Consider the following 14,051-nt stretch of genomic DNA (forward strand, 5'->3'; position numbering starts at 1 on the left):
TTCTTTCAGGCGTAACGAGACGAAATGATCCGCTCCAGCGCGCGAATGCCCTGTGCTTCGCCGCCGAAGGGGCCATGCGGACGCGGCTCAGGATTCCATGCCATGATATCGAAATGCGCCCAGGCAGTGGTCTGTTCGACGAACCGCCGCAGGAACAGCGCCGCGGTGATCGAACCCGCGAACCCATCGGTTGTGACATTGTTGATGTCGGCGATCTTGGAGTTCAGCTTGGCATCATAGGGGCTCCACAGCGGCATGCGCCACAGCGGATCCTCCACCGCGACCGAAGCAGCTGCAATCTGGCCGGCCAGCTCATCGTCATCGGTATAAAACGGCGGCAGGTCCGGGCCCAAAGCCACGCGAGCCGCCCCCGTCAACGTCGCCATGTCGATCAGCAATTCCGGCTTTTCGTCATCTGCCAGCGCCAGCGCGTCGGCCAATACAAGCCGCCCCTCCGCATCGGTATTGCCGATCTCGACGGTAATGCCCTTGCGACTGGTCAGGATATCGCCCGGCCGGAAAGCATTGGCCGAAATGGAGTTCTCGACCGCCGGAATGAGTACCCTCAACCGCACGTTGAACCGCGCCGCCATGATCATCGAGGCAAGGCCCAGCACATTGGCCGCCCCGCCCATGTCTTTCTTCATCAGCAGCATGCCGCTCGGCGGCTTGATATCCAGCCCGCCGGTATCGAAACAAACGCCCTTGCCCACTAGCGTGACTTTCGGCGCGCTCTGCGGTCCCCAGGTCATGTCGATCAAGCGCGGCGCATCCGCCGAGGCCCGACCGACGGCGTGGATCATCGGAAAATTCTTGGCCAGCAGATCATCGCCGGTGGTGACGGTGATGGCGGCGCCATGCACTGAAGCGAGGTCACGGACCGCCTTTTCCAACTCGTTGGGGCCCATGTCGTTGGTCGGCGTGTTGACCAGGTCGCGCGCCAGGAAAACCCCATCGGCAATCCGACGCGCCTTTGCGGTATCGGCTCCGAGAACACTTAGACGCAAGGAACGGCCGGGCTTTTTGCCGTAGCGCGTGAAGGCGTAACCACCCAGTACCAGGCCAAGCGCGGCTTGGTCGGTGTCGCCCGGCGTGCTCGCCAGATGCCAATCACCCTCGGGCAGCAGCTTGGCCAGCGCTCCGCTGGCGAGGCCAATCTTGCGGTCTCCCGTTCCGAGCACAGCCGCGACGATGGCGCCATTGTCGCCCGGCACCATCAGGCTGGAGCCCGCAGCGCCGGTAAAATCGTTGGCCGCCATCCAGTTGAGCACGGACTGATCGAGCCCCGATGCCGCCTGCTGGTTATGCGCGACGAGATAGACCGGGCGGGACGTGGTTGTCGGTTGATCGAGCAGTTCGACAGGCATTGAAGACCTCGGAAATGGGCCGGATAAGCGAGTGGCGGTTCTGGATGCGGAAGTGAATGCGAGCCGATACCGGCGTCAATAGCCGCGCGCTTTGTCGAATTGATTGCGCAGCTTCTCACCCCGGGTGAAACGACCGAGATTGTCGATGAAGATATCGACGATCCGGCTGTTCTCGGCGGCAACCGTGCTCGCCGAATGCGGCGAAATCAGCACGTTGGGCAGGTCCCACATCGGATTGTCCTTGGGCAAGGGCTCCACCTCGAACACGTCGAGCGCCGCGCCCTTGATACGGCCCGATTGCAGGCCCTCAAGCATCGCCGCCTCGTTGATGACGCCACCGCGCGAGATATTGACGATGACGGCGCCACGCTTGAGCGCCTCCACCTGCGGCCGGTCAATGAGCAACCGCGTTTCATCGGTCAGCGGACAGGCCAGCACCAGCGCATCGACCTCCGGCAGCACGTCGAGCAACTGCCGCTGGTCGACCAGCCGCGTGACGCCTTCGGGCAGTTCACCCCCCTGGGTGCGCCGGGCGCCCCAGACTTCGACACCGAAACGGGCGCAGTCGCGGGCCACTTCGCGCCCCAACGAACCCAGCCCCACGATCAGCACGCGCGCACCATCGAGGCCCGGCGTCGTGTAGCGCTCCCAGTGATGGGCCCGCTTCATCTGGTTGAGATATTGCACGTCGCGGAAGAAATACAGCAGCCCCAGCATGGTGAACTCGGCCAGCGGGCGCGCATGCACGCCCGATGCCGTAGTGAAAATGATGTCGCTGTCTTCCAGTTTCGTGCGCTTAAGGAACTCGCCGATGCCCGAACTTGTCGCCTGCACCCAGCGCAGCTTGGGCGCATTGGTGGGCATGTTGATGGGATCGAGCCGATCGATATCGAACAGGATATCGGCGCGCTGGAGGCACGCGGCCCAGCGGGCCTGCTCATCTGCCGTCAGGGTCCGCGGGGCGCCATTGTGGTCGGCGACATAGCGCGGCTTGGCCAGCAGGTCTTCCTCATGCACCACCTCGAACCGATCCGGGTCGAACGCCCGGATGCGATCGACAAACTCGGTTTCGAGGGGGGATGCGATGACGATGGTCAATTTGTCGGCGGTAGGAACGCTCATCTCGGTCTCTTCTTGCTTTCGGGGTCAACGACGCCGGGCATCAATACAAAAGCTGCTTGTCGAAAATGTTGGTCATCTGGCTCTGCTCGCCGCGCAGGTAGAGCGCGATATTCTTGCAGAAGATGTCGGTAATCTTGGCGTTTTCGCTGGTCACCGTGCTCGCCGAGTGCGGGTTGATCATGACGTTGGGCATGTCCCATAGCGGGCTCGAATTGGGCAGCGGCTCGATCTGGGCCACGTCGATGGCCGCAAAACCCATCTTGCCGTTGCGCAGCGCTTCGATCATCGCCACCTCGTCGATCGTGCTGCCACGGCCCGTATTGATGAACGCCACGCCCGGCTTCATCAGCGAGATCGCCGTGCGGTCCAGCATGTTCTCGGTCTCATGGGTATGAGGCACAGTGCAGACGATGGCATCGGCCTGCGGCAACAGCCGGTGCAGTTCCGATACGCCATGGATTTCGTCGAACACACCGGCGTGCTCGCGCGGCTTTTCCGGGCTGCGGGTGACGGCAATGATCCGCATCCCCAGTGCCCTACCAACCACCGCTACACCACGCGCGAGGTCTCCCGCCCCAATGGTCACCAGCGTACGGCCGGCGACTTCCTCGTCGCAATAGCGCTCCCAGCGATGCGCCTTCTGCTCGGCTTCGAGGAAGCGGAACTTCTTGAAATACATCAGCAGCGCCATGAAGCTCCATTCAGCCAATGGGCCGGAATGCACGCCACGCGCCGTGGTCAGCAGCAGGTCGGACTTATCCATGCCCGAGCGCTTGACGAATTCGCCGATGCCGCTGCTGGTGAACTGGATCCACTTGGCATTTTTCAGATGCACCAGATCGCCCGGCATCTCCTTGGGGATAGGGCAATCGAGCAGGATTTCCGCCTTCTCCAGGTTCGCCTGCCAGCGCGCCGTCTGCTCCTCCGTGCGCTTGAAGGTCTGCACGCCCTTGTGGTCGCAGGCATAGCGCAGCGGCGGATAGAGGTCGCTCTCATAGGACACCTCGACACGGTCCGGTGCCACGGCGCGAATGCGCTCCACCAGTTCGGCCTCGAGGGGCGAACAAATCATCAGTTGTATCTTGTCCATAAGCGGACTCCGGCATCATCTTGAGGAAGTTCAGGCGAGGCAATTCGCAAGGCGCCAGTGGCCACCTGCGTTTGGACTGTGCGAATGGGAAGGTGGGGGCGGCCAACCTGATCGGCCGCTCCGATATTCAGCGGTGCCGAATTACTCCGACACGCCCTTGAGCACGAGGTTCAGGTAGAACCGGCCATCCGGGCGCGGCTGGTAGTCGAGGCGCTTGGACACGCCATAGAGCGTGGGTTCGGTGAACAGCCACACCACAGGCGCCTGCTCGGCAACATAGGCCTGCGCCGCGTTGCACATGGCCGGCCACTTGGCCTGGTCGAACTCTTCGCTGAACGCCTTGAACATGGCTTCGAACTTGTCGTCCGACCAGCTCATGCGGTTGGAGCCGGAGTCCTTCTGCACCAGCAGCAGGTCGCCCTGGCAGGTGTAGTCGGGGCCCGACGACGAGTTCATCAGGTCGCGAAAGCCTGCTCCCTGCTTGGCACGCATCTGCGAGCTGACTTCGGCACTAATGGTGCGCAAATCCTTGATCTCAATACCGACTTCTTTCCAGTAATCCACCATGACCTGAGCGACTTCGGCGTCCGAGAGGTAGGAGCCCTTGGTGGTGTCGAAATCGAAGGAGAGGCGCACGCCGTCCTTTTCGCGAATGCCATCGGCGCCCGGAACCCAGCCGGCAGCGTCGAGCAGCGACTTGGCCTTTTCCGGATCGTAGGGATAAGGCTGCAAGTTGGGATCGTTGTTGGGCGAGTTGACCAGATCGATGGCGCACTTGGCCATGCCGCTGAACAGCGCTTCGTTGATTTCGTCGCAGTTGACGGCATAGTTCATCGCCTGCCGAACGGCGACATCAGCCAGCGCCGGGTTACGGCCCTGCTTGATGTTGATGAACAGGCGCCGATAGCTTGGCGCAACGATCACGTTGACGCCTGAGCTTTCGAGGTCGGCCTTCAGATCGGCCGGAACACCAACCATCAGGTCGGCGGTACCGGCCTTGAGCTCGTTGATACGGGTAGCCACTTCCGGCACGGCGCGGATGATCACGTCATCGACCGGCGGCTTGCCGAGGCGGTACTTGTCGAACGCCTTGAGCACGGTGCCTTCGCCAGGCTTGTAGGACACGAACTTGTACCCGCCGGCTCCAACCGGGGCGAACGCCACTTCTTCAAGCGTGTGCTCGCCATAGTATTTTGGCGGCAGGATGGAGAGTTCGGGATTGACCATGTGCGAGGTGATGATCGGATCGGGAAACTTCATCACCAGCTTGACGGTCAGGTCGTCGACCTTTTCCATATGGTCGTAGCGCAGCGCGCCAAGGGCAAAGTTCAGATCGCCCTGCCCGGCTGCGAACAGCTTCGTGGCGCGGTCAAAGGTGAACACCACGGCATCGGCATTGATCGGCTCGTCATTGTGGAACACCAGACCGGGACGGATTTTGATTTCCCAGTTGAGCGGATCGAGCTGCTTGATTGATTCAGCTACGGCGGGCACCACCTTGCCGTCATTGTCGAGGCGGAACAGCGTCTCGTGGATCGACAGCATGATGTTGACGTTGGATGATGCGAACATCGGGTCGAACCCATCGGGCTCGGTCTTGTCCAGCACCACGACAGGCCGGGGCGCAGCCATGGCCGGGGCTACCGCAAGGGCACCCAAGGCCAGGCCGATGGCCAAAACCGAAACTCGGACTACACGTGTCAGTTTCATTTCAACTTACCTCCAGATGTTACAGTCGTCGTCGCCGTTCCGAAGCACTTCCCACTTTGCCTACAGAATGTTTTTCAGCCTCGGGTCGAGGTAGTCTCGCAACCAGTCCCCCAGGATGTTGATCGCCAGCACGGTGAGCGAGATCGCCACGCCGGCCGGAATGGTCAGCCAGTCGGCGACCCCGATATATTCGCGGCCATCGGCCAGCATGGTGCCCCAGCTCGGAATGCTCGGCGGCACCCCGACGCCGAGAAAGCTGAGCGAGGCCTCCGACACGATGTTGCTGGCGATGGTGAAGCTGCCGATGACGATCACCGGGCTCCAGATATTGGGCAGGATCTGCTGGAACAGGATGCGCCATTGGCGCTCCCCCGCGGCGCGGGCCGCCAGCACGAATTCGTCGTTCTTGATCGACATCACCTGGCTGCGCACGATGCGCCCATAGGGCACCCAGCCGGTCAGCCCGAGCACCAGGATCAGCTTGTCGAGCCCGCTGCCCAGCACCGCCATTATGGTGAGCGCGAGCAGGATCGTCGGAAACGACAATTGCACGTCACAGATGCGCATGAAGACGTCGTCGACCTTGCCTCCGAAATAGCCGGACAGCAGCCCGATCAGCACGCCGATTACCCCGGAAATCGCCACGGCTGACACGCCCACCGTCAACGACACGCGTGCGCCATAGATGACGCGGCTCAGGATATCGCGCCCAAGCGAATCCGTGCCGAGCAGGTAAATCCCCGAGCTATTGCTGAACATCGGCGGCTTGAGCCGCTGGATCAGCTTGTTGGCAAACGGATCATGCGGCGACAGCCACGGCGCCGCTACGGCCGCCATCACCACGATCAAAAGGATGATCACGCTGATCGTCGCCGCCTTGCTCTTGAGCAGCCGCGACAGCAATTGCCGTCGCTTGGTATGCAGGGTCGCGGGCACCACAGGCACGCCGACGTCTTTGGGCTCGGTATCGATCGAACTCATGAGCCAAACCCTATGCGCGGATCGATCCAGGAATAGGCGAGGTCGATGATCAGGTTCACCACCGCAAAGATCAGCGCCAGCGTGATGACCCCAGCCTGCACGACATAGAAATCCTTGGAGCCAATCGCCTGCACGATCTCGCGGCCAACCCCGGGCCAGCCGAAGATCGTCTCGATGATCACCGAGCCTCCCAGCAGAAACCCCGCCTCCAGCCCGATCGCGGTAACGATGGGCAGCAGCGAATTGCGCAGCACATGGGAGGTCACCACGCGATATTCCGAGATGCCCTTGGCCCGTGCCGTGCGCACGAAATCCTTCTGCATGAAATCCAGCATCGACGAGCGCGTCAGCCGCATATTGCGCGCGATAGGAAAGGCCGCGAGCGCAATGGCCGGCATCACCAGATGTTGCCAAGTGCCGCTGCCCGAGATCGGCAGCCATTTGAGCTTCACCCCGAACAGCAGCATCAGCAGGATGCTCAGCCAGAAACTGGGGATCGATTGGCCCAACAGCGCCACGAACGTACTGATCCGATCGATCGGCTTGTGCGGATTGACCGCCGAGAGCACCCCGAGCGGAATCGAAATCAACAGCGACAGCACGAAGGCAATGGACGCCAGCTGGATCGTCGCCGGCATCTTTTCGGTGATGACCTGGAAGGCCGGCTGGTGGCGCGTGAATGAGTAGCCAAAATCGCCGTGCACCGCATTGCCGACGAAGCTGGCATATTGAATGTACCACGGGCGATCGAAGCCCATCTTCACCCGGAATTCCTCGATCTGCTGCACCGTCATATGGTCGGCGCCGTCACCCAGAATGATCTCGGTCGGATCGCCCGTCATGAACAGCATGAAGAATGCCACTATGCTGACGCCGAACACGACGACCACGGATTGGAGCACGCGGCGGATGACGTAGCTCATGGCTGCCCCACGCTGTCATCGGCCGGTCGCAAAGATCTGGTCTGGTGGTTCATGCGAAATGACATGCGGCCCAATGCCTCGTAGCGACTTCGCGGAATTCGGGTTCGACGGCGCGGCACAGGTCCGTGGCCATCGGGCAACGCGTGCTGAACCGGCACCCCTTGGGCGGATTCGCCGGACTGGGCAGATCGCCCTCGAGCAGCATGCGCTGACGTTGCCGCTCCAGTGGCGGATCAGGGATCGGGATCGCCGACAGCAGCGCCCGCGTATAGGGGTGGCGTGGCTCCTCGTAGAGCGCGTCGCTTGACGCCAGCTCCATCATTTTGCCCAGATACATCACGCCGACGCGGGTCGAAATGTAGCGCACCATGCTCAAGTCATGGGCGATGAACAGGTAAGTCAGCCCCAGCTCGTCGCGTAATTGCTCCAGCAGGTTGATGATCTGCGCCTGGATCGACACATCCAGCGCCGAGATCGCCTCGTCGCAAACGATGAAATCCGGCGACGTCGCCAAGGCCCGCGCGATGCCGATGCGTTGCCGCTGCCCGCCAGAAAATTCATGCGGAAACCGGTCGCGATAGGACACATTGAGCCCCACCTGCTGCATCAGTTCGGTGACGCAATCCTTTTCTTCCGCGCCATTCTTGACCAGTCCATGCACTCGCAGGGGCCGCCCGATGATCTCGCCCACGCGCATCTGCGGATTGAGCGACGCATAGGGGTCCTGAAAAATCATCTGCATATGCCGCCGCGCGCGGCGCACCGTCTCGGGGCTCTCTTTGCCCAGATCGACGCCCTTGAACGACACCTCCCCGCTGGTCGGCCGATAGAGATGCAGGATGGCGCGCCCGGCCGTCGTCTTACCGCACCCGCTTTCGCCGACAAGACCCAGAGTTTCCCCCTTCATGATGTCGAACGTCAGCCCGTCGACGGCCTTGACGGCGCCCACGGTGCGGTTGAGCAGACCCGCGCGGATCGGGAAGTGCATCTTGAGGTCTTTGACGGCAACCAGTACGTCCTCGCTCATGCGCGGCCCCCGGTCAGCCGGTCGTGCCAGCACGCCACGCCATGGCTCGGTTCGACCTCCAGCAAGGCGGGGTTCTGCGCGCGACAGATATCGGTGGCAAAGGCGCAGCGCGGCGCAAACGGACAGCCTCGCAGCTCGCCGAGCAGGTTCGGCGGCAGGCCGCCAATGGCCTCGAGCTTGGTCTTGACCCTCGCGTCCAGCCGCGGCAACGAATTGAGCAGCCCGATCGTGTAAGGATGGGCGGGCCGGGCATACAGCGCGTCGACCGGCGCCGATTCCACGATATGACCCGCATACATGACGGCCACGGTATCGGCCAGCCGCGCCACCACGCCCAGGTCATGCGAAATCCAGATCACCGCCGTACCGAGTTCGGACTGCAGCTTCTTCACCAGCTCGACGATCTGCGCCTGAATGGTCACGTCGAGCGCCGTCGTCGGCTCATCGGCAATGATCAACTGCGGCGAGCACGACAGCGCCATCGCGATCATCACGCGCTGGCGCATGCCGCCCGAGAACTGATGCGGATAATCGTCGACGCGCTTGGCCGGGGTCGGAATACCCACCCGTGCCAGCATTTCGATCGCCTTGTCGCGCGCCTGCCGGCGCGTGAGCGCCTCATGCGCCATGATGTTTTCGATAATCTGCGCCCCGACCCGCATCACCGGGTTGAGCGAGGTCATCGGGTCCTGGAAAATGACCGAAATCGCGCCGCCCCTTATGTGGCGCAGCGCATTGTCATCCAGCTTGAGCAGGTCCGTTCCCTTGAACGAAATGCTGCCACCAACGATCTTGCCGGGCGGCGATTGGATCAACCGCAGGATCGAGAGCACGCCAACGGTCTTGCCGCTGCCGCTCTCCCCCACGATCGCGAGGCATTCGCCCTTGCGAACCGAGTAGGAAATGCTGTTGAGCGCATTGACGACGCCATCGACGGTATAGAACTTCGTGGTGAGGTCACGCACCTCGAGCAGCGCCGGCTCCTGCTGGCGCCCTCCCTCCAATGGCGCGAAGCTGGAAACTGAGGTTTCCATCGCTTCCGCGCTCGCTGGAGGGACTGCCTGGATCATGCCCGGTCCAGTCCGCCTTTTCGTGCGGCCAGATCGCCGAGGACGCTGACCATGCGCTTGAGCGCGTCGGCCCAACTCTTTTCGTCGCGCGCATAGCACACGCGGAAATGCCCCGCCGCATTCGGCCCGAACTGGTAACCCGGGCTGATCAACACCCCGGCCTGCTCCAGCAAGGCCGCCGCAACCTCGGCATCCGGCAGGCCCAGCGCCGACACGTCGGCCCACAGGTAGGCCGTGCCCTGCTGCGGATGCAGCTTCAGCCAGTTCAGCGAACTCAGTGCCGTGGCGGTCATCTCCCGGAGCGCCTTGAACTCATCGATCCGCCCGACCAGCCATTCGGCATCATCGGCGAGCCAGCCACTCAGCACATGCTGCGCATAAGCCGGCGCACGCAGGGCGGTGATGGACATGATGTTTTCCACCCCACGGATCAGCGCCTCGTTGCCGACCAGCACGCCAAGGCGATAGCCGCTGAGCGACTCCGTCTTGCTCGGCCCGAGTAGCGTCGCCGTCTGCTCCATCATTCCGGCCTCGGCCGCCAGATGCACAAATTCGGTGCCGTCATAGGTCAGCCGCGCATAAAGCTCGTCCACCACCACCGATACGCCATACTGGCGCACCAGCGCCGCGATCGACTGGATGGTCTGGCGCGAATAGACCGCCCCGGTCGGGTTGTTAGGGTGCGAGAAAATGAAATGGCGCGCCTTGCGATCGGCAAACTCGGCCTCAAGCGCCTGCAGGTCGGGCGCATAGTGCCCTTCTGCATTGAGCACCAGCGACACATAGCCGATATCGGCGCCCAGAAAGCGCAGAATGCGCGCGGTGAACAGGTAATCGGGGTCCATCACCACGACCCGATCGCCCTTGTTGATGCGCGCCGAGAGCGCGCCAAACAAAGCCGCTTGCGTGCCGGGCGTCAGGATCAGGTTCTTGCGCGGATCGACCGGAATGCCCAGCAGCGTGCTGACATTGCGGGCCACCTCGTCAAGCACTTCGGGATTGCCGCGATAGCCCGTATAGGCCAGCGATCCATCCTCGGCCGCCTGGCTGAACCGCTCCACGGCCCAATCCGGCGGTGGAAACCGCACGGTGTCGAAATGGGTGGTATCGATGAAATCCTTGGGCGCCTTGCTCAGCAGGTCGATATCAGCCTGCCGCACGTTCGGAGAGGCAATCGCCGCCCGCTCCGGCAATTTCAGAGCACTGACTCTTTCCGCCTCATGTTCTTTGAAGGACGGCGCGAGTTCCAGGCCCATGACACTTTTCCTTAAGCTGCAATCTCCACCAGCTTAGGCCCGGGCGAACCGAATAAAACCCACTTTCATATTTTCTCAAACACAACAAAATGTTTGCTTATGGTGCCCTTCGGACAGGTCCAGAACGCCGAAGGATGCACCAAGCTATCCGATCTGACAGCGACCTTTGCGCCGCGAGATGTCGGCATGCGCCTGGTGGACAGCCTGACGCCACTCCGGCAATTGTGGGATACCAGCCTGCACACCAGCGGCATCCGCCTGCGAGATGCCACCGGTTGGTCCTCAACAATCTGCCTGCCACCACGCAATCCATCTGTTGGAAACGCCGAGCTCCAAGCCACTCCACCAAAGCGAACTTGTCCCTGTGGCCCCACCCGCAATCCGCGCTGGCCTGCGCGAACTGGCTCGCTCGTCGACCAGACATCCACCAGGTGGCGGCAATTCACACGCGCAAAGCCTTGACGATGGCGGAGAACGCCGGAGAGGTTTGTCGGCGACTTGGGTAATACAGATAGTATCCCGCAAAGAACGGGGACCAGTCATCCAGCACCTGCGTCAGGCGCCCCGACCGGATATCGTCAATGACGATGCTTTCGGGAAGGTAGGCAATCCCGTAGCCGCTCAACGCCGCGTCCACTTGGGCGTAGGACGTGTTGAAGATAAACTGCCCATCGACGCGCACGCGCAATTCATGCCCGTCCTGGGCAAATTCCCAGGCGTAGAGCGCCCCTGACCTGATATGGCGATGATTGATGCAGTTGTGGCCCACCAGTTCCTGCGGATGCTGCGGCGTGCCATGGGCCGCGAAGTAGTCGGGTGATCCAACCGCCGCCAGCCGCCAATCCGGCCCGATGCGCACCGCGATCATGTCCTTGTCCAGGCTTTCGCCCAAGCGCACGCCGGCGTCGAAACGCTCTTCGACGATATCGCGAAAGCCATTGTCGCTGTTCAACTCTATCGTGATGTCGGGATAATCCCGCATCACGGGCCGTAGCTTCGGCCAGACCACACTTTCCAGCGCGTGGTCCGACAGCGATATCCGAACCGTACCAGACGGCTTGTCGCGCATGGCCATCAGCGCGTCGATGTCGGTTTCCATATCGGAGATGCGCGGCCCCAGTGCTCGCATGAGGCGCTCGCCGGCATCGGTGGGGGAAACGCTGCGCGTGGTGCGCGTCAAAAGCCGCAGGCCCAGCCTGGCTTCCAGCTGTTTTATGGTGTGGCTCAAGGTGGGTTGCGACGTGCCCAGCCTCGCGGCCGCCTTGGTGAAGCTGCGCTCCTCGGCCACCGCCAGAAACCACAGCATATCCGTCAAATCATTTCGGTTCATGCCATTCACTCATATCAGAAGCCGATAAGCCTAAGCGAATTATAGGGTCTAATCCCAGCAGTGTCTGCGGTCTACGTTAGCGCCATGCAATCGAACCCAGACCGAGCGACCATGACGCAGCACAAATTCTCGCAGCGCGCCGAGATGCGGGATTGGTGGAAGCTGGGGTTTGGCCGGCAAGTCGATCACCCGCAAAAAGCGAAATAGATCATGACCGTGCACGCATCGACAGAGCCGCGGTACACGGCTGAACTTCAGCCAAGCGGCACCGCATGGGCGGCCATCATCTGCATGTCCGTCCTGACCTTTGTGCTTGTCGCTTCGGAGTTCATGCCCGTCAGCTTGCTCACGCCCATCGCCGTGGAGCTGGGGATCAGCGAGGGCCAGGCCGGCCAAGCCATCTCGGTCTCTGGCCTGTTTGCAGTGGTCACAAGCCTCTTCGGCAATTCGCTGCTGTCAAGGCTCGACCGCCGCACCGTGGTGCTGGCTTACACCGCCATTCTCATCGTCTCGGGCCTCGCCGTCACCTTCGCGCCAAACTATCTGGTCTTCATGATCGGCAGGGCATTGATCGGCATCTCGATCGGCGGGTTCTGGTCATTGTCGACGGCAATCCTGGCGCGCCTGTCGACGCAATCAGATCTGCCCAAGGCCTTGGCCATGCTGCAAGGCGGCACGGCCTTTGCTGCCGTAATCGCGGCGCCTCTGGGCAGCTTTCTTGGCGGCTTGATCGGCTGGCGCGGCGCGTTCTTCATCGTGGTGCCGATTGGGGTGATCGGTCTGCTATGGCAATTGGCCACGCTGCCAAGAATGGCGCCAGACCGGCAGGTGTCAGTCTCTGGAATGGTGGGCCTTCTTCGCAGGCCCATCATGGCAATTGGCATGGCTGCCACCGCGCTGGCCTTCATGGGGCAGTTCTCGCTTGCCACCTATCTCCGGCCGTTTTTGGAGCAGGTCACCGGTCTTGATGTGAACGCCCTCTCCATGGTCCTGCTGGGGCTTGGGCTCGGCGGTCTTGTCGGCACAACCGTCGTCGGTTTTGTGCTTCGGTCCCACCTCAAGACAGTCTTGATCGTATTGCCGCTGGCCCTCGCGCTTCTCGCGATCCTGCTTGTCCTGCTGGGTCAGTCCGCTATCCCAACGGCGGCACTGCTGGTGCTGTGGGGCTTTCTTACGACCCCGATCCCCGTTGCGTGGGGCACCTGGATGACACGCGTCATCCCCGATGACCTCGAGGCAGGCGGCGGTCTGCAGGTGGCCCTGATCCAGGTCGCAATCACTTTCGGCGCCCTGTCGGGCGGCCTGCTGTTCGACACGGCTGGCTGGTGGAGCCCCTTCATTCTGGCGGCCGCGCTTCTCCTGGCGTCCGCAGCTCTTGCGGCCAGGGCCGCGTCCTTTCAACAGACCAACACACGCAGAGGCTCATCATGATCAAAGACAAAGTCATCATTATCACCGGCGCATCCTCCGGCGTTGGCGAAGCCACCGCCCGGATGCTGGCAGCCAAAGGCGCCAAGGTCGTGCTCGGTGCGCGTCGCGCCGACAAGCTGCGGCAGATTGCAGCCGATATCGAGCAAGCCGGCGGCCATGCGGTCTACCAGGAACTCGACGTCACCAGGCAGTCCGACAATGACGCCATCGTGCAATTGGCACAGAACAGCTTCGGTAAGGTCGACGTCACCTTCCTCAATGCCGGCCTGATGCCAAACTCCATGCTTTCGGCACTCAAGACCGATGACTGGCACCAGATGGTGGATGTGAACATCAAGGGTGTGCTTAACGGCGTCGCTGCCGTGCTGCCGGCATTCACCGCGCAGAAGTCCGGCCAGATCATTGCCACCTCATCGGTCGCAGGGCTCAAGGCCTATCCGGGCGGTGCCGTCTATGGCGGGACCAAGTGGTTCCTGCGCGACTTCATGGAAGTCTTACGCATGGAATCGGCCATGGAAGGCACCAATATCCGCACGGCGACGATCTACCCCGCCGCGATCAACACCGAACTGCTGACCACGATCAGCGACAAGGGCAACGCCGAGACGATGCAGAAACTCTACGACAAGTTCGGCATTTCCCCCGACCGTATTGCCGACGTCGTCGCCTTCGCCATCGATACGCCCGAGGATACGACGATCAATGAGTTCACCGTAGGTCCGGCGAAGCAACCCTGGTAATGGG

At 62.0% G+C, this 14,051-nt stretch carries 13 protein-coding genes; 3 read left to right on the top strand and 10 right to left on the bottom strand.

What is annotated here, in order from left to right:
- Positions 1-5 precede the first annotated feature (5 nt).
- The 9 genes from ABIB57_RS06590 to ABIB57_RS06630 form a co-directional block, all read right to left on the bottom strand.
- Entirely contained in the window at positions 6-1,367 is a 1,362-nt protein-coding gene (locus tag ABIB57_RS06590; protein ID WP_354039342.1) for a leucyl aminopeptidase family protein, read from the bottom strand.
- Positions 1,368-1,442: 75 nt separating this feature from the next.
- On the bottom strand, positions 1,443-2,489 hold the full coding sequence (locus ABIB57_RS06595; RefSeq protein ID WP_354039344.1) for a D-2-hydroxyacid dehydrogenase: 1,047 nt from the start codon (positions 2,487-2,489) through the stop codon (positions 1,443-1,445).
- Positions 2,490-2,529: 40 nt separating this feature from the next.
- Positions 2,530-3,579 (bottom strand): D-2-hydroxyacid dehydrogenase, encoded by a 1,050-nt coding sequence (locus tag ABIB57_RS06600; protein ID WP_354039346.1) that lies wholly within the window; start codon positions 3,577-3,579, stop codon positions 2,530-2,532.
- Positions 3,580-3,720: 141 nt separating this feature from the next.
- Positions 3,721-5,289: an ABC transporter substrate-binding protein gene (locus tag ABIB57_RS06605; protein WP_354039347.1), complete on the bottom strand. Its 1,569-nt coding sequence runs from the start codon at positions 5,287-5,289 to the stop codon at positions 3,721-3,723.
- A gap of 60 nt (positions 5,290-5,349) precedes the next feature.
- Positions 5,350-6,270 carry an ABC transporter permease gene (locus ABIB57_RS06610; protein ID WP_354039349.1) on the bottom strand — a complete coding sequence of 307 codons (921 nt, stop codon included), beginning with the start codon at positions 6,268-6,270 and terminating at the stop codon, positions 5,350-5,352.
- Positions 6,267-7,193: an ABC transporter permease gene (locus ABIB57_RS06615; RefSeq protein ID WP_354039351.1), complete on the bottom strand. Its 927-nt coding sequence runs from the start codon at positions 7,191-7,193 to the stop codon at positions 6,267-6,269. The genes ABIB57_RS06610 and ABIB57_RS06615 overlap by 4 nt, the downstream gene beginning before the upstream one ends.
- A 49-nt stretch (positions 7,194-7,242) precedes the next feature.
- Positions 7,243-8,220, bottom strand: a complete 978-nt coding sequence (locus ABIB57_RS06620; protein WP_354039353.1) for an ABC transporter ATP-binding protein — start codon at positions 8,218-8,220, stop codon at positions 7,243-7,245.
- Positions 8,217-9,254 carry an ABC transporter ATP-binding protein gene (locus tag ABIB57_RS06625; protein ID WP_354039355.1) on the bottom strand — a complete coding sequence of 346 codons (1,038 nt, stop codon included), beginning with the start codon at positions 9,252-9,254 and terminating at the stop codon, positions 8,217-8,219. The genes ABIB57_RS06620 and ABIB57_RS06625 overlap by 4 nt, the downstream gene beginning before the upstream one ends.
- Positions 9,255-9,286: 32 nt before the next feature.
- Entirely contained in the window at positions 9,287-10,546 is a 1,260-nt protein-coding gene (locus tag ABIB57_RS06630) for an aminotransferase class I/II-fold pyridoxal phosphate-dependent enzyme (RefSeq protein WP_354039356.1), read from the bottom strand.
- A gap of 69 nt (positions 10,547-10,615) precedes the next feature.
- Between ABIB57_RS06630 and ABIB57_RS26825 the strand changes: the two genes are divergently transcribed.
- Positions 10,616-11,008: a hypothetical protein gene (locus ABIB57_RS26825; protein ID WP_502914360.1), complete on the top strand. Its 393-nt coding sequence runs from the start codon at positions 10,616-10,618 to the stop codon at positions 11,006-11,008.
- On the opposite strand, the gene ABIB57_RS06640 is transcribed toward ABIB57_RS26825, so the two are convergent.
- Positions 10,989-11,876, bottom strand: a complete 888-nt coding sequence (locus tag ABIB57_RS06640; RefSeq protein WP_354039358.1) for a LysR family transcriptional regulator — start codon at positions 11,874-11,876, stop codon at positions 10,989-10,991. The genes ABIB57_RS26825 and ABIB57_RS06640 overlap by 20 nt on opposite strands.
- A gap of 210 nt (positions 11,877-12,086) precedes the next feature.
- Here ABIB57_RS06640 and ABIB57_RS06645 point away from each other — a divergent pair, with 210 nt between their 5' ends.
- Together ABIB57_RS06645 and ABIB57_RS06650 are read left to right on the top strand one after the other, a co-directional pair.
- Positions 12,087-13,307, top strand: coding sequence for an MFS transporter (locus tag ABIB57_RS06645; RefSeq protein ID WP_354039360.1), 1,221 nt, complete (start codon positions 12,087-12,089; stop codon positions 13,305-13,307).
- Positions 13,304-14,047, top strand: a complete 744-nt coding sequence (locus ABIB57_RS06650) for an SDR family oxidoreductase (protein ID WP_354039361.1) — start codon at positions 13,304-13,306, stop codon at positions 14,045-14,047. The genes ABIB57_RS06645 and ABIB57_RS06650 overlap by 4 nt, the downstream gene beginning before the upstream one ends.
- Positions 14,048-14,051 lie beyond the last annotated feature (4 nt).

The organism is Devosia sp. UYZn731 (genome assembly GCF_040546795.1).
Lineage (GTDB): Bacteria > Pseudomonadota > Alphaproteobacteria > Rhizobiales > Devosiaceae > Devosia.

Bases quoted from the DNA above. Each gene is read 5' to 3' on its own strand.
- ABIB57_RS06630 (WP_354039356.1), bottom strand. From the start codon at position 10,546: ATGGGCCTGGAACTCGCGCCGTCCTTCAAAGAACATGAGGCGGAAAGA.
- ABIB57_RS06650 (WP_354039361.1), top strand. From the start codon at position 13,304: ATGATCAAAGACAAAGTCATCATTATCACCGGCGCATCCTCCGGCGTT.
- ABIB57_RS06590 (WP_354039342.1), bottom strand. From the start codon at position 1,367: ATGCCTGTCGAACTGCTCGATCAACCGACAACCACGTCCCGCCCGGTC.
- ABIB57_RS06645 (WP_354039360.1), top strand. From the start codon at position 12,087: ATGACCGTGCACGCATCGACAGAGCCGCGGTACACGGCTGAACTTCAG.
- ABIB57_RS06610 (WP_354039349.1), bottom strand. From the start codon at position 6,270: ATGAGTTCGATCGATACCGAGCCCAAAGACGTCGGCGTGCCTGTGGTG.
- ABIB57_RS06600 (WP_354039346.1), bottom strand. From the start codon at position 3,579: ATGGACAAGATACAACTGATGATTTGTTCGCCCCTCGAGGCCGAACTG.
- ABIB57_RS06605 (WP_354039347.1), bottom strand. From the start codon at position 5,289: ATGAAACTGACACGTGTAGTCCGAGTTTCGGTTTTGGCCATCGGCCTG.
- ABIB57_RS06640 (WP_354039358.1), bottom strand. From the start codon at position 11,876: ATGAACCGAAATGATTTGACGGATATGCTGTGGTTTCTGGCGGTGGCC.
- ABIB57_RS06620 (WP_354039353.1), bottom strand. From the start codon at position 8,220: ATGAGCGAGGACGTACTGGTTGCCGTCAAAGACCTCAAGATGCACTTC.
- ABIB57_RS06595 (WP_354039344.1), bottom strand. From the start codon at position 2,489: ATGAGCGTTCCTACCGCCGACAAATTGACCATCGTCATCGCATCCCCC.
- ABIB57_RS06615 (WP_354039351.1), bottom strand. From the start codon at position 7,193: ATGAGCTACGTCATCCGCCGCGTGCTCCAATCCGTGGTCGTCGTGTTC.
- ABIB57_RS06625 (WP_354039355.1), bottom strand. From the start codon at position 9,254: ATGGAAACCTCAGTTTCCAGCTTCGCGCCATTGGAGGGAGGGCGCCAG.